This is a genomic window from Ammoniphilus sp. YIM 78166 (assembly GCF_004522215.1).
GTDB lineage: Bacteria > Bacillota > Bacilli > Aneurinibacillales > RAOX-1 > YIM-78166.
Genome location: NZ_SDLR01000001.1, coordinates 218886 through 239689, shown reverse-complemented (window position 1 = coordinate 239689; position 20804 = coordinate 218886). Strand labels below are relative to the sequence as shown.

General features: G+C 45.5%; 19 protein-coding genes and 1 pseudogene. 3 read left to right on the top strand and 17 right to left on the bottom strand.

All coding sequences use genetic code 11. The annotated features are described in order from the left end of the window. Nucleotides 1-141 precede the first annotated feature (141 nt). Nucleotides 142-1611 carry a sigma-54 interaction domain-containing protein gene (locus tag EIZ58_RS01120; protein WP_167577420.1) on the bottom strand — a complete coding sequence of 490 codons (1470 nt, stop codon included), beginning with the start codon at nucleotides 1609-1611 and terminating at the stop codon, nucleotides 142-144. A 356-nt stretch (nucleotides 1612-1967) separates the two neighbouring features. Here EIZ58_RS01120 and EIZ58_RS01115 point away from each other — a divergent pair, with 356 nt between their 5' ends. The 3 genes from EIZ58_RS01115 to EIZ58_RS01105 all read left to right on the top strand — a co-directional run bounded on the left by EIZ58_RS01115 (nucleotide 1968) and on the right by EIZ58_RS01105 (nucleotide 5200). After that, nucleotides 1968-2807 (top strand): carcinine hydrolase/isopenicillin-N N-acyltransferase family protein, encoded by an 840-nt coding sequence (locus EIZ58_RS01115; RefSeq protein WP_134698682.1) that lies wholly within the window; start codon nucleotides 1968-1970, stop codon nucleotides 2805-2807. 14 nt (nucleotides 2808-2821) lie between these two features. Further along, a complete protein-coding gene (locus tag EIZ58_RS01110) occupies nucleotides 2822-4282 on the top strand; it encodes a sodium:solute symporter family transporter (protein WP_134698681.1) in 1461 nt (486 codons plus the stop codon). Between the two features lie 174 nt (nucleotides 4283-4456). Further along, entirely contained in the window at nucleotides 4457-5200 is a 744-nt protein-coding gene (locus EIZ58_RS01105; protein ID WP_134698680.1) for a putative hydro-lyase, read from the top strand. Nucleotides 5201-5275: 75 nt separating this feature from the next. Here the strand turns inward: EIZ58_RS01105 and EIZ58_RS35095 are convergent, their stop codons facing one another. The 16 genes and pseudogenes from EIZ58_RS35095 to EIZ58_RS01030 form a co-directional block, all read right to left on the bottom strand. After that, nucleotides 5276-5359, bottom strand: coding sequence for a hypothetical protein (locus EIZ58_RS35095; protein WP_370297617.1), 84 nt, complete (start codon nucleotides 5357-5359; stop codon nucleotides 5276-5278). Nucleotides 5360-5384: 25 nt separating this feature from the next. Next, entirely contained in the window at nucleotides 5385-5516 is a 132-nt protein-coding gene (locus EIZ58_RS35090; RefSeq protein WP_370297589.1) for an S-methyl thiohydantoin desulfurase domain-containing protein, read from the bottom strand. Nucleotides 5517-5577: 61 nt separating this feature from the next. After that, nucleotides 5578-6582 (bottom strand): dipeptidase, encoded by a 1005-nt coding sequence (locus EIZ58_RS01095; protein ID WP_134698679.1) that lies wholly within the window; start codon nucleotides 6580-6582, stop codon nucleotides 5578-5580. A gap of 87 nt (nucleotides 6583-6669) precedes the next feature. Continuing rightward, nucleotides 6670-7386: an aspartate/glutamate racemase family protein gene (locus tag EIZ58_RS01090; RefSeq protein ID WP_134698678.1), complete on the bottom strand. Its 717-nt coding sequence runs from the start codon at nucleotides 7384-7386 to the stop codon at nucleotides 6670-6672. 14 nt (nucleotides 7387-7400) lie between these two features. Further along, a complete protein-coding gene (locus EIZ58_RS01085; protein WP_134698677.1) occupies nucleotides 7401-8975 on the bottom strand; it encodes a hydantoinase/oxoprolinase N-terminal domain-containing protein in 1575 nt (524 codons plus the stop codon). Further along, nucleotides 8972-10069 carry an S-methyl thiohydantoin desulfurase family protein gene (locus tag EIZ58_RS01080; protein WP_134698676.1) on the bottom strand — a complete coding sequence of 366 codons (1098 nt, stop codon included), beginning with the start codon at nucleotides 10067-10069 and terminating at the stop codon, nucleotides 8972-8974. Before EIZ58_RS01080 ends, EIZ58_RS01085 begins: the two co-directional genes overlap by 4 nt. A gap of 39 nt (nucleotides 10070-10108) precedes the next feature. Then, nucleotides 10109-11428 (bottom strand): purine-cytosine permease family protein, encoded by a 1320-nt coding sequence (locus EIZ58_RS01075; RefSeq protein WP_134698675.1) that lies wholly within the window; start codon nucleotides 11426-11428, stop codon nucleotides 10109-10111. Nucleotides 11429-11476: 48 nt separating this feature from the next. Beyond that, nucleotides 11477-12847, bottom strand: coding sequence for a hydantoinase/oxoprolinase N-terminal domain-containing protein (locus tag EIZ58_RS01070; protein WP_134698674.1), 1371 nt, complete (start codon nucleotides 12845-12847; stop codon nucleotides 11477-11479). Nucleotide 12848: 1 nt separating this feature from the next. Then, nucleotides 12849-13967, bottom strand: coding sequence for an S-methyl thiohydantoin desulfurase family protein (locus EIZ58_RS01065; protein ID WP_134698673.1), 1119 nt, complete (start codon nucleotides 13965-13967; stop codon nucleotides 12849-12851). Between the two features lie 220 nt (nucleotides 13968-14187). Further along, nucleotides 14188-15594, bottom strand: a complete 1407-nt coding sequence (locus EIZ58_RS01060) for a sigma-54 interaction domain-containing protein (protein ID WP_134698672.1) — start codon at nucleotides 15592-15594, stop codon at nucleotides 14188-14190. A 40-nt stretch (nucleotides 15595-15634) separates the two neighbouring features. Then, on the bottom strand, nucleotides 15635-15844 hold the full coding sequence (locus EIZ58_RS01055) for a hypothetical protein (RefSeq protein ID WP_167577419.1): 210 nt from the start codon (nucleotides 15842-15844) through the stop codon (nucleotides 15635-15637). 66 nt (nucleotides 15845-15910) lie between these two features. Beyond that, nucleotides 15911-16161: pseudogene (locus EIZ58_RS01050) on the bottom strand (L-dopachrome tautomerase-related protein); the annotation flags it as partial. Nucleotides 16162-16336: 175 nt separating this feature from the next. Then, nucleotides 16337-17353, bottom strand: a complete 1017-nt coding sequence (locus EIZ58_RS01045) for a dipeptidase (RefSeq protein WP_134698670.1) — start codon at nucleotides 17351-17353, stop codon at nucleotides 16337-16339. 24 nt (nucleotides 17354-17377) lie between these two features. Continuing rightward, on the bottom strand, nucleotides 17378-18508 hold the full coding sequence (locus EIZ58_RS01040) for a DUF819 family protein (RefSeq protein WP_134698669.1): 1131 nt from the start codon (nucleotides 18506-18508) through the stop codon (nucleotides 17378-17380). Nucleotides 18509-18562: 54 nt separating this feature from the next. Further along, entirely contained in the window at nucleotides 18563-19552 is a 990-nt protein-coding gene (locus tag EIZ58_RS01035; RefSeq protein ID WP_134698668.1) for an ornithine cyclodeaminase family protein, read from the bottom strand. Between the two features lie 39 nt (nucleotides 19553-19591). Next, nucleotides 19592-20785: an NAD(P)/FAD-dependent oxidoreductase gene (locus tag EIZ58_RS01030; RefSeq protein WP_134698667.1), complete on the bottom strand. Its 1194-nt coding sequence runs from the start codon at nucleotides 20783-20785 to the stop codon at nucleotides 19592-19594. Between the last annotated feature and the right edge of the window lie 19 nt (nucleotides 20786-20804).

Genomic DNA, 20804 nt, shown 5'->3' with positions numbered 1-20804 from the left:
TAACTCTAAATATAAAAGGTCAATTGCACACAAATTAATACCTTACACTATAGTCATCTAAACAGTTGTAATATTTTTTATTTAATTCTCTGCTACTATAGGAATAAGGCCGTTCCCATGGGGGAACGGCTATTTCTTAGGTTAATCATCCAGTTTGTATTTTTTCAGCCTTCGTGCTATATAAGATTGGGAAACTCCTAATTTCAACGCAGCTTGATAGGAGCTTTTTTCTTCTTCTAGTGTATCCAGTATGATTTTCTGTTCAAAATCTTCCACCGTTTTTTTTAGATCTCTGATTTCCGAAGTCTGAATAGTTGCGTATTCTACTGATTGGACATAACTTCTGATAATTTCTTTTTCCCCGGATAAAACAACATACCGCTCAATAAGGTTAGAGAGTTCACGGACGTTTCCTGGCCAATTAAAGCGTTTTAAAAGAGTCACCATGTCATAGGGCATGGTAATATTTTTATTGTATTTTTTATTGAATTTCTCTAGAAAATAGACTACCAATATTTCGATGTCTTCTTTTCGTTCACGTAGGGGCGGAATTGATATCGGAAAGATATTTAGCCTAAAATACAAATCTTGACGAAATTTTCTTTCTTTAACGAGTAGTGTCAAATCTTGATTAGTAGCTGCGATGATTCGACAATCCGTTTTGATATTCCTAGTACCTCCAAGTCGGCGAAATTCTTGATCTTGAAGCACGCGTAACAGTTTAGCCTGCATTTCGAGGGGAAGTTCCCCGATTTCATCAAGAAAAAGAGTACCTTTATCTGCTGCTTCAAACAATCCGATTTTTCCTCCTTTTTTCGCTCCTGAAAACGCACCTTCCTCATAACCGAAAAGCTCCGATTCGATGAGATCCCTTGGTATTGCCGCACAATTAATCTTCAGGTAACCACCTGTAGATTTACGGCCACTCATTCTATGAATTTGTTCCGCTATAACCTCTTTCCCTACGCCAGACTCCCCAGTAATAAGGACCGAAACGTCCAAATGGCTGATCTCGGTTATCACTTTGGCGATTTTCCCCATCTCAATACTTTGAAAAATCAAGTTATCATGCAGGATGGAAGCATTAACTTGTTTGAGTTCATTTTCCAAACGGACTCTTTCCTTTTCGACATCTTCGAGATCTTTCTTCAATTGATATAGCTCTGAAACATCTCTTACGTTGGTAATCACTCTATACAACTCGCCGTTTTTATCGAATACAGGACTTCCTGTAACCAAAGTTTCCTTACCGGTGTTCACGCGTTGAATGGTACTGTGGATTTTTTTAGTAGCCACTACCTTTGGAGTCACGACATCACTAAATACGCCCATCGATATTAAATCACTAAGGCTTTTTCCTACGAAAAATTCTTGTTTAATTCCGGTTAACCGTTCAATTGCAGGATTGGCTCGCAGATTGATGCCCTCCGGAGTGGAGATATAGAGACCATCATAAGAATTTTCGATAATGGCATCTAACTCATTAAATTCATTTAATAGAAATTGATAGATTGTGGCAAGAGAAATCACTCCTAGATAATAAGGACGTCTATCTCGCATTTCAACTACGGGGTAATGGTAAACATGGTCCACAATTTGAATTGGTTTCATCCCCTCAGCGAGGACAAGAGGGGGCATTTCAATGAACAGGGACCCATCCTCTCTTCTGATTTCTATGCCTATATATTCTCCCTCGCTTACATGAGGAAGAGTTGTGTGGTTAACATTTAAGCTTCCAATATATTGTTTTTTCTCCATATCAAAGTATGGATAGTTGGGAATCAGGTAGTTAATCAAAGAAGTCCCTCCTTCAAGTCGAAATCACAAGTCGAATTAGACTTAAATAAATCAATTTAGACTTAAATCATACTATATCCATTTAAAGATTGCTATAATTCTAACACTTATTTATGTCGGCATGATAATTGCATTATATTCTCATATAGAAAGATGAGGAGGTGAAAAAAATGATAGTACCAGGGTGTACGATTGCAGCGATTTGGGAAAACGGACGCTATATGTTGGGTTCAAACAGTGATAATCCATGGAATACAAGGACAAGGGTCCGGTTTGTTGAAGGTAACCGTTGGAGATTCATGGGGACCGAACTAGTATGTCCTGATGAAAGCTTGCCTTGGTCCAATATGGTAACAAGGGGAATCAATGAAAAAGGGATAGCATTTACATTCTCTTATGTAGACTGTAGTCCCAAATTTTATCAAGGAGGCATTGAGTTTAAAGATTTTGGCTATCATATCTTGGGTAACTTTCATTCATTGAAGGATATTGAAAGCTATCTACGGCATGAGCCGGTGCGCGTTCATGGAAATTTCCTTTTCGCAGATTCTCTTGGCAATCTATTGATAAGTGAAATCCATCCCGCAAAAAAACACTTTGAATGGAATCCAAATACACCTATAATCCGAACAAATCACTTTATGAATCTACCCTTTTTCAATGCCGAGGAAATTACGATAACTTGTTCGATTCTACGCTATCAATCTGGGATGAATGTCCTCAATCAAGAAACATCCAAACAGGGTTCTGAATTTCTGAAATTCCTCCTTTGCAATCATCATTTAAAGGAGCAAGGAGCCCAATGGGGAGGGTCTACCTGTAACCACGGTGAAGAGGTAGGTACAGTAAGTTCAGAATTGCTAGATCCATTAAATCAGGAGATCCTTTACTGCTTCGGTCCTCCGTGTGGAGAAGCGAAGGATCTGAATGGATGGGGAAAATATATTCCGTTCAAGCTTTATAACTGGACCGAAGGAGTAAAGACAACGGTTGAAGGAAAAATTTTATAAAAGGAGATAAGTCAATGTTAAGTGGAACCATTGGATATGCCATTTTGATTCTATTTGGGATTATCATGGTCGTCGTTTCAATCATTATGAAGCGAAAAGGCGAGAATAACCTGGATGACTTTTTATCCGCACGGGAAAGTATGAGCTTACCCATGACAATGAGTTCATTAGTCGTGGTATGGGTTTGGAGCAGTTCCCTGATGGGGGCTGCTGAAGGGGCCTATAAATTTGGGGTAGCCGGATTTTATATGTATGGCGTTTCTGTTCTGATCTCATCGTTATTACTTGGATGGCCAATTTTTAAGAGAGTACGAAAGCTCGCACCTTCGATTAGTACAATGCCCGAATTTATGAAAATCAGATTAGGAAAGCGAACTCACTTAATTTTTGCTATTGTCGGGATCTTGCAATCCTTCTTTTGGGCCGTGCTGCAGATTACGGCTATTGGATTGGTCATGAATGTATTATTTGGAATCTCTCACGCTTCGGCCGTAATTATCAGCTCAATCATAGTTATCATCTATCTCGCCATTGGCGGGTTAAGAGCATCCATTGGAACAGATGTTGTGAATTTCGTTATGCTCTTGGCCCTGTTAGCTATAGTGATTCCTGCTACTTTATGGGTTGCGGGCGGACCTAGTGAAATCTATCAGGGGTTAGCCAGCTCTTCCGTTAATACCGCAACGCTTCTCTATACAAAAGAAAGTATTACCGGCTGGCTACTTGTGAGTATCCTTTCTTTCATTAACTACGCAATCATTGACCAAAGTGTATGGCAACGGGTTTATGCCAGCAAGAGAGGATCGGAATCAAATCTGATTCTCGGGACCACCTTCTTATGGCTGCCAATTCCAGCAATGGCCGGACTTATTGGTATGATCGGTTTAGCTCAAGGGATTTCTGTAAACCCTTCAGAGGTATTTCCTGCAGTTATAGGGCAGCTTCTCGGTACTTGGGGAGTTTATGCCATTGCCATCATCATGATTGCCAGCATTTTCTCTACAACGGATTCTTGCCTCAATGCCTTGTCTACGTTGATTGTCAAAGATATATACATTCCTTATATCAGAAAAAATGAGCCAATGGAATCGAATCAGGAAATGAAAATGGCTCGTTGGGTGGTCATCATTAGTGGATTGTGCATCGCTTTATTTAGTTTAGCACAGTTTTCAATTCTTTATCTTAATTACGCAGTAGGCGCCTTGACACTGGCGATTACATGGCCGTTTGTATTATCAGTGTTCGTAAAGAAGCTAAATAAAACAGCTGCCTTTTGGGGGTTGATCATTGGTACTATTTCAGCACTCTATTTTGCAGTGCTTCCAGGGGCAGGATTTGTTGAACCTGTCGTTCCTTTGTGGGTCGGCTATCTCATTTCCCATATCATCGCCGCATCCATACCAATTATCGGAACTCTTGTATCACCGGAAGAGAACTTCCAATATCAAAAAGCATTTAGTGAGGGAGGAATCTAAATGGTACTGAGTGAAACTGGGTTCGTTGCAATTACTTACTTTTTGATTATCTGGTTTGTTGTTTGTAATCTTATACTCGCTTTCTATTGTTTGAAAGATTGGTTTTCTGGGTTCGCTAAACACCTAACACCAAGGATCACACCAAAAGAATAAAAGGATAGTAGAGAAAATGAAATTGGAAGAGTTGCGCTGTCTCATCAATTTACAGGTCCAACATCCGGTTATGGTAGTGATCGTGTACAGGCCAATGTGGTTATCCTACCGAAAGACTATGCGTATGATTTTTTATTGTTTTGCGTAAGAAATCAAAAATCCTGTCCATTAATCGAAGTAACGGATGTCGGTTCCCCTTATTGTTCTGGTGGAGACATCGATTTGAGAATGGACATTCCGAGATATCGTGTTTTTCAGCATGGAACATTTACAGACGAGCCCTTGGATATTAAAGATTACTGGCAAAATGATTTTGTTGGCTTCCTAATTGGATGTAGCTTCACATTCGAGCATGCGTTGATCACAGGAGGCATCCCGATGAAGCACATTCAACAAGGAAAAAATGTAGCTATGTATGTATCTAATATCGAATGTTCTCAAGCGGGAATGTTTTCAGGAAAGACTGTGGTCAGCATGCGTCCCATACATCAATCCCAGGTTGAATTAGCTGTAGAAATTACGGCTAAATACCCCCATACGCACGGGGCCCCGATCCATATTGGCCATCCGAAACTTATCGGAATTGAGGATATATACCGACCTGACTTTGGCGATAACATTACTATTGAACCTAGTGAGATTCCCGTATTTTGGGCATGCGGGGTCACCCCACAAGTTGTATGCCTGAATGGTAAACCGGAAATTATGATTACCCATGCACCGGGTCACATGTTGATCACTAATTATTTAATCAAAGACTTTTAATCAAAAACTCTTTTTTTTTTTTTCGGTCAGGCTGTCGAGCTCCTCGACAGCTATTTTTGTTTTAAACCGCGTATTTCAAATCTTGCATTTCACTAACAGGGACTTTAAGGCTTCATCCCCATTCGGGATTTTTTCCACCATAATCGTCAGCGCTCCCATCATCGCAGTGGGAATGACCAGCTGATCATCCCGCACTTTCCGTTGGATCTAGCAGCTGAATGGGCCCATTTTTGCGGATGCATTTTTGCACCATCAATTTTCCTAAGTAAGGATCCCCTCCGCCTCCCGTACCCAGTAAAGCGGCCCCAACGGCCAAATCCTCGATCTCCTGTTCTCCAATCCAAGTAGGCCATTGTCTTCCTCCTTATCGATAGGGGTTATTTCCATACTTCCTTGTACACTCGCATGAAGTTTTTGCCCAAAATCTGCTCAATGGCTTCTTCCTTATACCCTCGTTTCCTGAGGCAGCGGGTAAAATCAGGGACGCTGGAATGCCCTTTCACTACATCAAAAATCTTCCGCGGCATGGTAGTCAAACTGGAATGCGGAGAAACGTATTTCATGAAGGGTTCCATAAAATCAAAGCCCAACCCGATATGCTCCACTCCAACCAACTTGGCGATGTGATCCACATGGTTGATCAAGCCCTCGATATTTGATTCTTCATCCTTTTCTGAAACAAAATAATTCACGGCATTCATGCCAATCACCCCTCCGGTGGAAGCGATGGCCTTAATCTGATCATCCGTGAGATTGCGCATGGAAGGAGCGAGGGTTCGGCAGTTCGAATGGGAGGCGATGACCGGCTTCTTCGCGAACTCCATGACATCCCAAAAACCCTCATCATTCAAATGGCTGACATCGATGATGATGCCCAGCTTTTCTGCCTCCTCAATTAATTGGACGCCGAAATCCGTGATTCCGCCCTTTCTTCCCTCCCTGACCGCAGAAAAATGGCTCCCGTCTCCCACCCAATTGCGCCTGCTCCACACCAGCCCGATCAAACGCACGCCAAGCTCGTAAAAAACACGAAGAAGGCTGATGTCGTTATACAGCGGCTCAGCTCCTTCCAGGGAAAGAACAAAACCCATTTTCCCTTCTACTCTCGCCTTGTTCAAGTCATAGGCATTTTTACATACCATGATCGTGTCCGGTGATTCATCCGCTTCCGCATGCAAGGAACTGATCTGCTGCAAAGCCTTCCGAAGACCCATCTCCGGCAAAAAGGCGTCGTCTACAAAGATGGCCGAGACGATGGAATGTACGCCTCCCTCTTGAAAAGCAGGGAGATACTCCCTTTCGATCACCTTTCTCTTTCCGCGTTCTCTTTGAATGGTTACGTCCATCAGCAGATCAAAATGACCATCGATTATGTGTGTCATGCTTACCTCCCCTTCTGAATGAGAGACCTAGCTGCACCATCATGGTCAGCTAGGTCCCAAATTTGTATAGCCTGCAACCTTTAAATGCTATTTACGGAGTTTGGAAGGCGGAGACATATAGGTTAACCGGCTTTGCTTTATCCCCATAGAAATCACGCTTTCCAGCATTTTCGTGGCCGCAAAGCCCGGGTCGATCACCGGTACATCATACCCGCGCTCTCTAAGATTTTGCTGAAGATCTGCGGCGACTCCCATCATGCCAGTACATCCCAATACGAGGGCATGAGCCTTATCGTTTTCTATTGCTTTGATCATTTCTTCCAGCAAGGCGCTCTTTAGTCTTTCTTTTTCATGAACTTCCAAAACGGGAATATTCACATACCGGACGGATGCCAAGTTATCCTCAACGCCTAACAATCTGCTAATGTTTTCGATCATGGGAACCACATTGGGCAGCACCGTCACGACTGAAAAGGATTTGGCTAACAGGCTGGCAAATAGCATCGAAGCTTCGGCTGCACCGACCACTGGGATATTGAGCACTTCGCGTGCAGGTTTCACTCCTGGATCTCCGAAACAAAAACTGATGACCCCGTCATATCCGTCCTTTTCTGCTTCAATGGCCTTTTCCAGAAAGTTAGGGATGCACAGCGCCTCATCGTATTCGCTTTCCACGGAGGCAGGTCCATAATCCAGGCTGCATACCCCGACCGTCGTCGATTCAGCGGCATAGTGCGAAATTTCCTGTTGGATTTCCTCATTAAAAATATCTGATATAATGGGCATAATGACTCTAATTTTCATTTCAATCTCTCCTCTTAATGGACTTCTTCCATATTCACCGCAAGGACACCGGCAGCTTTCACGCGGACACGCGTAGCATTACCTGGGAGATAGGCCAAGGGAACATCCTCGACATCGACAATCTCAACGGTATCTGGATCCGCACCCGCAGCGATGGCTTCGCTGACCGCGATCGACTTTGCCAATTCCAACGTTTGTTCACGTCCCAATTCGTCTAAGGCAAAAACCCGTTCAATCTGGCCGCTGACCTGGGCAATCGCTGCTCCGATGGCATTGGCCACCCCAAAATCCCCGGGACAAATCACCTCGGAAGCCCCTTTCAGTCGATCAGGCAGGAGAATGCTTCCGCCTCCCACGAGGATCACCGGAACCGGATCCGCACTGGTTTTCATCTTGTCAATTGCTTCCTCTACTATGCCGACGATTCTGCCATACACTTTTTCCAGTAAAACTTTATCCAGATGGGCTACTTTCTCCGGATCCCCGATATTCGCCTTGCCAAGCGCTACAGCTACATCGGTTGTTGTTAAGGTGTCCCCGCCAAAGACAAGCCCCTTTTCCGGCAACCGGTAGCCTACACTGTCCGGGCCTACAGTGAAGCTGCCGTCTTCTTTAATTCGGACGATAGTACCTCCGCCTAATCCAATCGATACCAGATCAGGCATGCGGAAATTGGTGCGTGCCCCACCAATCTCAACGGCCAAAGAAGATTCGCGCGGGAAAGAGTTGATAAGAACTCCAATATCCGTCGTTGTCCCCCCCACATCCACGACCAGAGCATCCGATAAGCCGGTTAGGTATGAGGCGCCTCGGATACTGTTGGTCGGTCCGCAAGCTATCGTTAAAATAGGGTATTTCATCGCATATTCGACATTCATCAAGGTCCCGTCATTTTGTCCGAAGAAGACTTTTGCGTTAATTCCTTCTTCTTGCAGGGCGTTGACGAAGCCTTCTGCGGTTGCTTTGGCTACATTGACGACCGCAGCATTTAAGATCGTCGCATTTTCGCGTTCCAGCAAACCGACGCTGCCGATCTCATGGGAGAGAGAGATTGGCAGATCCTCTCCCAATGCCTCTTGGAGTACCTCTGCGGCGCGAAGTTCGTGCTCTTTGGATACTGGAGAAAACACAGAGGTAACCGCAATGGAATTGACTTTTTCTTTTATTTCCTTCGCAATTCGAACCAATTCTTCTTCGTCTAATTTTGCAATCTCTCTTCCGTCAAACTCATGTCCGCCTCGCACCAAATAAACATGTTTCCCCAGCCGTTCACGCAGGTCCTGCGGTACTCCGATCAATGGCTTCACGGCAAGCGTGGCCGGTGCGCCGATGCGAATGACCGCAATCTCGTTGAGACGCTTGCGCTCTACGATGGCATTTGTGCAATGGGTGGTACCCAGCATGGCATAATGGATTTGCTCACGCGGCACACCGGAATTCGCGATGACCTCGCGCATGGCCTTATAAATGCCTGAACTTACGTCTTCTGTTGTCGCGGACTTGGTTTTGGATACCACGTTGTAATCTTTATCGAGAAGAACGGCATCGGTATGCGTTCCACCTACATCAATTCCAATTCTGTAACTCATTTGCTCACCACTCCTTTTTTCGCAAGCTCTTCTACAGGAATGTAGTCCACATCATAGCCGAAGTATCCGGGTCCGCATGTTTCAATGCCCTTTGCTGTACGCCACTTAGAATGGCAAGGGATCCCGATTACCACGGTGCGTGAGCCATAACGCATGCCCTCCGTGGTAATCGGCTGACCGGTTTCCGCATCCAGAACGGCTATCAAATCGGGCGTGACGCACAAAAGCCGTTCTTCTGTCCTCGCAAGCAAATGTTCATTTTGGAAACGAAGCTCGAGGGTTTCTCCATAATAATCCGCCAATCCCTCCATTTTTGCCGTACCCCGGGCAAATCCGGTTTCCGTTTTCCGGTTGACATCGACAATTTTTCCGCGGAATAATTCAAACCCTTTGGTCAGTTTAAGCACCTCTTGAATGGGATCTACATTGTTTTCCTTCGCCAAGCGAATCGATCGGCCGATTTCTTCTTCCAGTGTCAAAATATTATGAATTCCACTTTCCTTAAGATTCCTTCCCGTCATCGGATAGATGGCGAACATGGTGGAACCGCCCTTTTGAATCACCACACTGCGGCCAATCCGTTCGGCCCAAAGGCTATCGATCGTATTGAACAGGGTTACATTGCCTTTTTCATCAGCAAGAACCATCGGTGTAGCCGATATGCCATCCAGGTAAAAGGTAACCATCTGCAATTCAGGGAAGGCTCGGCCCATTCCATCCACATCGACAACCGGCAATCCCAGCTGTGCAGCAAGGGCAAGCGGCAGCAAGGAATTTACGCCTCCCGCTTCGATCGGAAACGTGGCGAAAATCTTTTTTTCCATATATTTTTCCAGTGCTTCAAATGCAAGCTTCGCTTCTGTCCCGCTCGGCGCCTTTTCAAATAGTACCGTTGGGGCTCCCATCATCCCCGACGAAACGAAAAACGCGTCATCTGGAATTTCATCTACCGATAACAATTGGATCGGCCCGAATTCCTCGATTGCCTGAAGAGCCATCAGCTTTCCGATATAAGGGTCCCCTCCGCCCCCAGTTCCAAGCAAAGCCGCTCCAACCGCAATATCTTCAATCTCTTGTTTTCCTAAAAGTCTCACGTCAACTCTCTCCCTTCGATGTCATGTGTTCAAATAGAATTAAGCTGTTTGATCTACTTCCGCATTCTTGCGGCCAATGGCCGTTCCAAAGATTTTCATGCCAAGATAATAGACTAGTCCTGCGATCAACAGGGAATTTAATGAAGGAATTCCAATTGCAATAAAATAACCTGAAAAGCTTCCAACGGCCCATGCTACCAGAGTGACAGGATTGATAGCTTCGCAGGACTTCGGCAATTCACCCTTTGCGCGGCTCTCATCCAATATCTTGCGGTCACGTTTCAGGATAAAATAATCCACGATCATAATCCCGCCGACAGGAGGAACAAAAATGCCCAAAAATACCAAAAATCCAACGAACTTATCCAGAATGCCTAATACGGAAAGTACTGTACCAATAATCCCAATAATCAAAGTAATCAGACCGCGGTTGACCTTACGGTTGAATATTGAATCAATCGTATTTGTAATCCCTAAGGAGGAGGCATACAGATTCAAATCATTGATTTTCACGGTGGCAAACACCACGATCGCTGCTCCCAGCACACCCGTCGTTTGCATCACGATAGTTAACACATCACTGCTGCCGACGGCATGAGCCATCAAAACGGCAATCAGATTCACGCCGAATTCTCCAATAATGGTCGCAATGAGCGTCATCCATAATACATCTTTGCCGTTTCGGTTATAGCGGCTCATATCCGGAGTAATGATGGCACCAATCATATAGCCACCGGCCACCATGGTTGCCGCCACGCCGATCGAAAGAGCTGGGCCAGGAGGCGGCGAAGCGATCAATTCACCGATATTGTGATCTTTCAATACTTGATAGATTCCATAGGCAATGACCGCCATGAAGCCAGGTACCGCAATCCTTGCCGTCCAGCTCAGCCATTTGAAACCGAAGATCACGATGAAGGTAACAAACAATCCCGTTAAAGTTGCAGCTAACGGAAAGCCTAGCACACCGCCAAGGGCTTGATCCAATCCTTTGGCAAACACCGAATTTTGAATCCCGAACCACCCAATACATCCAATCGCAATGACTAAGCCTAAAATTCCGGATCCATATTTTCCGAATCCTGTCCAGCGGGTAAGCAAACTCGTAGAAAGACCTTCCCTTGCCCCAGCCACACCAATCAGGAAACTGACGACTTCCAAAATCACACTACCAAGCATGGTGGCCCAAAATGCTCCCCAAAATGTCATCCCGTACCCTATGGCCGCCCCCATCATGAATTGGGCCAAGCTGGTAAGGGCACCTATGCGCACCAGAGTTACTTCCCACAAAGGCAATCTTGCCCCGGCAGGCACCCTGCTTAATGCATAATCATCCGACATACTCTCTTTACTGGACATTTATGTTCGCCCCTTCTTTTCAATCGACCTTTTCGCAAATAAGGATTCTTACGTAAGCGAACCGATGGCCTTAACCTGAACTCTTAATGCTTGACTCGGAACATAAGCGAATGGGGTTACTTTAATGGACTTAGCTGCCACGGTTTCCGGTTTAGCTCCAGCGCGAACGGCTTCGTGAACCGCTTCCCCCGTGGCCATTTGCACCGCCTCTTCTCGCTCCATCCCTTTGAGCCAATACATGCGATCCACCTTTCCGCTGATCGGCGCAATGCATGCGCCAATAGCGCCAGCATGGGCAGAAAAGGGGGGATGAACAACATCAGACCATGGAAATCGAAACTTTGCCGCCCACTCCCTACTACCCTCTCCTACAAAAACAAGGGGAAGTGGATCATATCGCCTCTGAAACCGCTGAACGGCCTCAAAAACGGCATCCAATTTATCATCATCGACAGAATGCTCGCCTCCAAAAGGAAAAGACACAATCTCTGGCTTCGGCACATTGACATCAATCCCTGCTATAGGAGCATTCTGCCGTCTTTCCTTGGGAAATCCTTCCTCTAGCACGCCAACTCGCGTAGCTTTTTTCCCCACATCGACCACGATGCAGTCTTGGAGCTGTGCGAGAAAAGAAGCTCCCCTAAGACTCGTGGTCATGCCGGAATAAAGAGTTCGAATCGGATAATGCAGCGCATAGTCGTAGGACATAAGCGATCCGTCATTTTGCACGAGATAGATCCCCGCTTCGATGCCAAGTTCCTGCAATAGATGATCAAGGCCCCGCAGGGCTTGCTTGATTAGCTTGGATAAGGCGGCATTCAGAATCGCCCCGTTTTCCCGTTCGAGAAATCCAATGCTCCCCAACTCATGGGATAGGGTAAAAGAATAATCTTTGCCCATGCTCTCTTGGATCCAACCCATAACCATTCGTTCATGACTGTCATTCACCGGAGAAAACGTCCCGGTAATGGCAAAAGCATCGATACCCTGAGAGTGTACAGATCGAAGGAACCTATCTAGCTCTTGACGAGAAGGGAGAGTTTGGGATATCTCTCCATCCACTTCATGGCCCCCTTGCAGTTCATGATAAACGAGTCCGATTGCCTTTCGAAAAGATTCTGTTCCCCCATACAACGGGGGAATGCTGCCTTTGGCTTGCAGAATGCGAACGGCACATACCTGAGAGAGGTCTTTTTCCGTCAGCATGGCATCCAGAAACAGGTTTGTTCCTATCATCACCGTTTTCACATCCTCTTCACGGACGCTCGAATCACGTAACAATTGCGCAATGATAACTTGAATCCCGCTCAGCACATCCGCAGTCGTTGGAAGACAGGCTGTGGCAAGAATATGTAAATGCTGATTCATCACAACACCATCGGTTTTTTCCCTGCCGACATCAATGCCTATGCGAATCATCCTATTCTTCCCCGCCTTCCTGAACCAGCAGATGCTCTATCGGATAAAACTCTTTCCCCACGCCAAAACATTTTGGCCCTACAATCTCCAGCATTTTTGCATCCCTGAGTAATGGTGGACTTGGAATAGCAACAATCCATACTTTTCGGTGATTTTCCAGATCCTCAATCATAATCGGATTCCCCGTATCCGCGTCCAATACGCAGATCAGATCGGGAACCATGGCCAGTGCTCTTTCCCCCTTTTTGGCAAACAAGTATTCATTTTGAAATAAGATCTCGACTTGCTCCCCGACATAAAAACCGGTTCCTTCTACAATGAGGTTGCCACGCAATAAACCTCCAACCATGTTCCGATGCAGATCCACCACTTTTCCCTCAATCAATTTGCATGGCGTGCCATAAATGGAATTTTCAAAATGGCGGACTAAAGCGCCAACAATCTGATCGATATTGCCCATTGCGGCCCTTACGGCCTCGCCCAGCCGAATGGCAAGAGAAAACGTTTGGTGAATGACCACTTCCCGCACGGCCCGCCCCTGCATGGGATAACCGGCAATCGCTGCCCATCCTCCCAATTCCATCACCTTATGACGCGCCTCATGCTCGACCTCTTCATTCGAGGCTCCTGAAATCCGGTAACATTTCCCGCGTTCATTCATCATCATTAATGGGGCAGCGTGAATGCCAAACGCATGGAACGTCGTCATCTGCAGCTCCGGAAAGGCTCGGCCCATCCCATCGCAATCCACCAGAGGAAGGTTAGATATGGCCGCTGCCAAAACAGGTACCATGGCTTCCATTCCGGCGATTTCGATCCCCATTACAGCTCGAGCGGAAATCTCCTTATCTTGTTCTAGCATGTGAATGGCGCCAACGATTTCGCTTCCTCTAAGAAGTTTTTCGCTAAAAATCGTAGGAGAACCCATAATGGCTACCGGTACTACCCACTCTTCATCTGCTAAGGCAATCGGAGAGAGGAGGGTAACAGGTCCTTCCTCGCGAATCGCTCGGAGCGCTAAGAATTGAAGCAATGTACTGTCTCCTCCACCTCCAGATCCAAGATACCTGGCCCCGCACGCTAAGGATGGAATGTCGTGTTCGGTTAGTTGCTTTTTCATGGCTTATCCCCTCACTTTTCTATTTAGCAATTTACATGCCAATTCAATTTTCAGCAGAAACGACATCAAAATACCAAACAATACTAAAATTATGATAATGAGAATAATAAGAAGTTTTTAAATAAGGGATGATTTGAGTGGAATCAACTAGCAATAATTCTTACTAAACACAATAATTTCTCATTTTTTCTTACGTTTTATCAACTATTATCACTATTTCTCACTTTGAGAATTTTTTCTCACGAGAAATCGCTTTGATCCGCCGATAAAGTGTAGCCATACTCATCCCCAATTGCTGGGCTGCCTTTCTTTTTCCTTCCGTACTCGTTCCATAACGACGCAGGGCTTGTTCGATTAGATATGCTTCGGATTCGTCAACGTTCAAAAATGACGAATCAAAAGGACTAGCTTGTTCTGGCACTATCTCTAACCTTACGACCGTCTCTTCAGGTTCCTCCCTGTAACGCAAGGTTGAAGGCAAACTGCTTAGCGTAACCAAATCCCCGATTTCAAGGTTGATGATATACTCTATGACATTTTCCAGTTCACGCACATTACCCGGCCAGTGATAATCATTTAACCGTTTCAGCACGGGTGAAGACAGCCGTTTGGTTTCTTTCCCGAGTCTTTCTCCATACCGCTTCATAAAGTATTGGATCAGCTCATATAGATCCTCCTTTCTCTCCCGCAAGGGAGGAATCGAAAAGGGAATGACGTTTAAGCGAAAGTATAAATCTTCCCGGAAATGCTGCTTAGCGATCAGCGTTTCAAGATCTTTATGAGTGGCGGCAATCACTCGAACATCGATGGGAATACTCTCCGAACCCCCGACTCGCTCCACTCTCCGTTCCTGCAGCACCCGCAAAAGTTTGGCTTGCAAAAATAGGGGCATATCCCCAATTTCATCTAGAAACAGCGTTCCTCCATGAGCCATTTCAAAACGGCCGGGTTTCCCCCCTTTTTTCGCTCCTGTAAAGGAGCCTTCATCATAGCCAAACAGCTCACTTTCCAAAAGAGACTCTGGAATGGCCGCGCAATTAATGGCGACAAACGGACCTTTATTGCGGTGACTGGCGCCATGAATGGCCTGGGCAAGGACTTCCTTCCCCGTTCCGCTCTGCCCTCGAATCAATATGGTAGAATTGCTTTTTGCTACTTTTTCTGCCTGTGCTTTTAAAGCCGTAATCGCCTCGCTATTGCCGCGAATGTCAGCGAATGAATAGCGGGTCGTAAATTTCTTTTGCTTTTCTATACTAGGCAATGAGACCTGTTTTGTAAGCTGCATCACCGCACCCTCCACTTGCTTGTTCACAATAAGGGGATGCAGGCGACAGCTATAAGGGTAACATCCACCTGTGAAATCCTTGATTTGAACCGGTAAATCTACAGCAGGTTTCCCGCGTTGAATAAACCCAAGCAGTTTCGAAGCCTCCATCAACTCAAGCAAGTGTTTATTGATCAACGTGATTTGAGAGCGTCCCCATATATTTTCGGCAAACGTATTGGTGTGGACCACATTCCCTTGCTGGTCAACGACCAAGACGGGAGATGAAATCATGGATAAAAGGGCTTCGGTTTCCTGTAACAGTCTTTTTTTCTCACTTTTCAACGATTCTATGCTATCCATTGACAATCCCCTTCTCAACATTTTTAATAATTAGTATAGTTTAGAATTTCAATAGGAATCGCTGTAAGATTCCTTCCTGTTTATGGGAGGTTAAACAGATTAATTGAATGCGGTTGGCTCGGGCCACGTGAAAGACCGTTTCCAGGATGTGCGGGGAAGAGGCTTTACCAAACGGCTTATTGGCCACGATGACCTTCCAGATATTCCGACGCCCTTCCGTCTGCTGGCGAATATGGCTGATCATAATCATCAACATGGTGAAATAAACACCATTACCCCAAGGGGTATCCACAAAGTGGGAGTCCACTATTTTTCCTTATGAAAAGGTTGGAGCAGGCAATTCATTAATTTTCATACGAAGTAAAGTACGGTTTTTGGCGTAGGTCTTTTCCATAATGAAATCTTGATTGCCGATGTAATTGGTTCACAATGACATATAAGTATTGATCCGGACCAATCGGAAACGTATCCGGCCATAAAATTCTCGGATCTTGTGCGATGGTTGCCATTGTGCCATTCGGCAATATCTTTCGAATACTGTTTGTTTTCATAGTCTCCGATACTAATTTAGGTTTTAACTGAACCTCTGGAACCGGTTCCATTTCATCCTTGAGAAACTATCACCCAAAGTAATCTATTTTAGCTCTTATACCTGCGAATAAAAACAAGCAGGTGACTATTTAGTTCCTGCTTGTTAAGCTTCAATATATAGTTCCACATATTTGGAGCCGTATAACACTATTTATTTAGCCCACACCTCTTCATATACTCTTATAAAATTGCCGCCAAGTATCTGGAGAACATGTTCTTCCGAATACCCTCTTTTCAGGAGAGCTTTTGTCAAATTGGGAAATTTCGATGGATCTTCAATACCTGAAGGATACTTCCATGGAGGGGGCGGGTAAGACTCAGCCTTCCATTTGCCGGAAGTGATTAATTGGTCATAGATTTTGGTCGCTTCTTCCATCGAGGCGATGCCATCCATCCCCTCATAATAATCGATTCCAATACCGACATGTCGTACCCCTACCAATTTCGCTATGTAATCAATATGATCCACATAATTGTCTACAGTAGGTGTATCGCTTTTCGATACGAATGCAGGGAAACCGACGATACCGATTACTCCATCTTTTTCGGCAACCGCTTTGATCTGATCATCCTTTATATTTCTGGGAGACGGGCATAATTGATAGACATTCGAATGGCTGAAGATCACCGGCTTTTCCGATATTTTCATCACTTCCATGGTCGTTTGATAGCCTGTGTGGGATAGATCTATCACTATCCCTAGACGATTCATTTCCTTCACCGCGCTCACACCAAATTGACTCAAACCGCTATCCGTTCGTTCATCGCAGCCATCACCAATAAAATTCCTGACATTATAGCAAAGCTGAATAATCCTTACTCCCAATTGACGATAGATAGTAAGAAGATTCAAGTCGCCTTCTATGGGCAAAGAATCCTGAAAGTGAAAGATGACTCCTAATTTTCTTTCTTTTTTTGCCCTATAAATATCATCCACAGATGTTACTAATAACAGCTCATCAGAGTGCGTTTCAATTGTTCGGTGCCATGCTGCAATCCTACCGATGGTTTCCCGGCAAGAATGGTTAGCGGCTATGGTAGGAATCATGACGGTTACCCCGCCTTCTATCCACCTTTTATAATAATGATCTACTGCTCCCAACGGACAAGTAGCATCGATGACAATCGCTTCCTTGTGGAGCTCCCAGTATCTTTCCTTTTCATCCATGATTGTCAACCCTCCTATCTTTTTTTACATGAGGAATTTAATCAGATATCCGCCTAGAATGCCGATATATGAACCGATCGAATATCCTAGAATACCCAAAATAATACCCGTTAACACTAATTCTTTCCACCCAAAGGCAACCGCCATAACCGGCGCCGTGGTAGGACCGCCGACTCCAGCATTGCTGGCAATGCAAATGGCTTCGTAATCGATTCCTGCAACTTTTGAGAGAAGGAAAAACAGGATGATAGTGATAGTAATAGCAATGACATACATGACTAAAAGCATAGGTCCTGTCGCAATCAATTTTTCTAGACTGACTAAGCCGCCCAATGAGGCAAAAAACAAATGGAATCCGTACGAACCGATTTCCTCGGAACCATTGATATGGCTTATTTTTGTAACGTTAGCGACAATCAGAGTCAATGTGGAAACATATACTTCAATCGGGATATTCCATACATACTGTTTTAATAGAAAAGATAGCGATGTCAAAATGATGCCAACGGAAATAATGGTGGTTACGCCATTCAAATCGATTGATTTTTCTTTCCAATAATTATTATAAAACTCCTGAGCCTCTTCTTTGTTTAAAGTCTTGTAAGCAGCTTTAAACCCTAATTTCGGCATCCAGGTCGGAGCTGTAAAAATAAAGAATAAGAACAGGGTAAATCCAACCATTGCAGCCGTCAGGACGGCAGAAAGCATCGTTTCACTAATACCCAATGATTTGGCAACGACAATATTATTTACGGTTCCACCGATAGCCCCGGCAATGAAAACACCTGCCGCCTGCCATGTCTCTTCTCCGATAATATTTTTAAATAATAATGATGAAACCGCAAAACCAACGATAACGACCAGCGCAAATATGATAAACGCTTTGATCGCTGCAGGCGCTGCCACTTTCAAATCGCTTAACCTCGCATTCATAAGAATCATCGCTATAGAGAAAGGGACAACATACGTCATGATGACTTCGTGGGCTCCGCTCCACGTGGGAATGACACCAATGTTGGCAAGTATCATAGCCCCAAAAATACAATACATCGCTGCACTTAATTTACGCACCCATTGCACTTTACCTTGCAGCCATATACCGGAAAAAGCTAACAATACAAAAATGATCATGATAATATTTGAGTCTTGAATCATGTATTTTCCTCCCCGTTTTTTGCGGTCAGACCCCAGCGGTTGTTGATCATTGCCTTATATCGATACCTTTTGCCCGACACCCAACTCCAAAGCTCTGTCATAAAGTGCTTTTGCCACGACCACATCCATGGCGGCCAGCCCCACCGATTTAAATAGGGTCAGCTCTTCATCGCTTTCCCGTCCCGATTTGACGCCATTTACGATTTCCCCCAGCTCTGCATAGATCGATTCGCTTGTGATGGCCCCTTGTTCGATGGGAATAATCAAATCACCCGTTTCTTCCAAAGCCGCTTCTCTCGACTCCACAACGATCTTAGAGGCCCTTGCCACGATTGCTGTGGGAATTTCCTGCATGGTGGGACGGAAGGAACCGATGGCATTGATATGAACACCTGGTTTTAGGCTTTCTGCGGAAAAGACAGGTGTTTTGGCATTGGTAGCCGTGGCCACGATGTCCCCTCCCTTTACGGCTTCATCCGCATTTGGGAACACGTGAACCTGAAGACTCTCTGAGCCAAATTGGTCTGTTATTTCTCTAGCAAACTCATGCGCTTTGGACTCATTGCGATTATACAAATGGACCGTTTCGATCGAGCGAACCGCTTTGATTGCCTGGAGCACGCCTCTTGCCTGAGCACCCGTACCGATGATGGCCAGCACCTTGGATTTTTCCTGCGACAAGAATTTCGTAGCCAGTCCAGAAACGGCTCCTGTACGGAGTACCGTAAGATAAGAAGCTTCCAGGATCGCTAAGGGTTCTCCCGTCATTACATCGGCCAACACCATCATCCCGTATATCGTCTTCTTTCCATGAAGTCTATTATCCGGAAAAACCGAAACGAATTTCACGCCCAAGCTGTCGGTCGCTTCTACAACGGAAGGCATGAATAGAGACGTACCGTTCCCTTTCACTACCGGAATGGATGTTCGAATCGGGGTAATGGCCCGATGGTTGGAAAATTCACTCAGCGCCACCCCCACCGAATCAATAACTTCTGACATCGTTAACAATTGCTGCTGATCATTTGCACTAAGTACCAGCATATATGATCCCTCCCTTGAACTCAGTTATCCCTAGCATGTTTAGAGCAAAACACCACCCCTTTCTTTGGTAAAACGATCGTAGCGTAGCGGTTCAGCCGGAATAATCGTGTCCGATTTTTCCAGGATGAGCTCAGAGATCAACCTCCCTGTCACGGCCGCCAAACTGATTCCGTCCCCTTCGTGGCCTGCTGCAATATAAAAACCAGGCAGCTCGCGAACTTCAGAGACAATCGGCAAATGGTCTTCGGTCCAGGGACGAAATCCCGTATACGTGCGGATCATGTTCATGTCCGACATTCTCGGAAAAAACCGGATGGCTCTTCGTGCCATGACACGGATTGCATTCCTGTCCACTGTAGAGTCGAACCCGACAAATTGGCGGCTGCTTCCGATCAGGAAGTTTTGACTCTCTGTAGGCTCAAATACCAGTGCGACCCCGTATTTTTCCGTTTCCGGATCCACTTTTCTTTCCCCGCCAAATTTGGAAAGCAGATATCCGAACTCCATCACCATACGCTCACCGACAGGCTCCTGCCTTGAGGCTACGAGGATATGTCCCTTTCTTGGCAGGATGGGAATATCAATACCCGCCATCTCCCCAATGCGGGGAGCCCACACCCCTGCCGCATTCACGACCTTCTTGGCCGTCAGCTCCCCTTTCGGGGTTTCAATCCGGAAGGATCCCCCGGCATCCTTCTTGATACCCGTTACCTCGGTATGGGTCAAGATCTTAGCCCCGAACTCCTGAGCCTTATCAAAAAGAGCATAAGTTAATAGGTAGGGGTTCACCATGGAGTCCGTCGCACATTCAAGTCCGCCCAACAGATCATCCGCGAGAAAGGTCGATTCCTGCTTGATATCCTGCCGATCGAGCATCCGAAAAGCTAGACCCGCCTTTTTTTGCTGCTTCACCCATTTTTCTGCCGCCGCCATCTCTTCCTCGGTTTCGCATACAAGCAGACTGCCGCGGGAATGGTACTCAAAAGGAAGCTTCAGTTCGCCGCTGATTTCACGGATCAATTTTTGGCTGATTAAGGACATTTGGCTATCGAAACCCGGGTCTTTATCAATAGCCAAGATCCCTCCATCACAGCGCGATGAAGTACCGCTTGCCAGATCTCCCTTTTCAATGACCGTTACATCAAGTCCCGCTTTAGCCACGTAGTAAGTGATCGCACTGCCGATGATCCCTCCGCCAATGACGATGACTTCCGAATGAGGGGTGTGTACCATGTTCGTTTCTCCCTGAGTC

Coding starts and splice junctions, on each gene's coding strand:
- EIZ58_RS01120 (WP_167577420.1), bottom strand. CDS start 1,611: ATGAAACCAATTCAAATTGTGGACCATGTTTACCATTACCCCGTAGTT.
- EIZ58_RS01115 (WP_134698682.1), top strand. CDS start 1,968: ATGATAGTACCAGGGTGTACGATTGCAGCGATTTGGGAAAACGGACGC.
- EIZ58_RS01110 (WP_134698681.1), top strand. CDS start 2,822: ATGTTAAGTGGAACCATTGGATATGCCATTTTGATTCTATTTGGGATT.
- EIZ58_RS35095 (WP_370297617.1), bottom strand. CDS start 5,359: ATGGGAGCGCTGACGATTATGGTGGAAAAAATCCCGAATGGGGATGAA.
- EIZ58_RS01095 (WP_134698679.1), bottom strand. CDS start 6,582: ATGACACACATAATCGATGGTCATTTTGATCTGCTGATGGACGTAACC.
- EIZ58_RS01090 (WP_134698678.1), bottom strand. CDS start 7,386: ATGAAAATTAGAGTCATTATGCCCATTATATCAGATATTTTTAATGAG.
- EIZ58_RS01085 (WP_134698677.1), bottom strand. CDS start 8,975: ATGAGTTACAGAATTGGAATTGATGTAGGTGGAACGCATACCGATGCC.
- EIZ58_RS01075 (WP_134698675.1), bottom strand. CDS start 11,428: ATGTCCAGTAAAGAGAGTATGTCGGATGATTATGCATTAAGCAGGGTG.
- EIZ58_RS01070 (WP_134698674.1), bottom strand. CDS start 12,847: ATGATTCGCATAGGCATTGATGTCGGCAGGGAAAAAACCGATGGTGTT.
- EIZ58_RS01065 (WP_134698673.1), bottom strand. CDS start 13,967: ATGAAAAAGCAACTAACCGAACACGACATTCCATCCTTAGCGTGCGGG.
- EIZ58_RS01060 (WP_134698672.1), bottom strand. CDS start 15,594: ATGGATAGCATAGAATCGTTGAAAAGTGAGAAAAAAAGACTGTTACAG.
- EIZ58_RS01055 (WP_167577419.1), bottom strand. CDS start 15,844: ATGATTATGATCAGCCATATTCGCCAGCAGACGGAAGGGCGTCGGAAT.
- EIZ58_RS01045 (WP_134698670.1), bottom strand. CDS start 17,353: ATGGATGAAAAGGAAAGATACTGGGAGCTCCACAAGGAAGCGATTGTC.
- EIZ58_RS01040 (WP_134698669.1), bottom strand. CDS start 18,508: ATGATTCAAGACTCAAATATTATCATGATCATTTTTGTATTGTTAGCT.
- EIZ58_RS01035 (WP_134698668.1), bottom strand. CDS start 19,552: ATGCTGGTACTTAGTGCAAATGATCAGCAGCAATTGTTAACGATGTCA.
- EIZ58_RS01030 (WP_134698667.1), bottom strand. CDS start 20,785: ATGGTACACACCCCTCATTCGGAAGTCATCGTCATTGGCGGAGGGATC.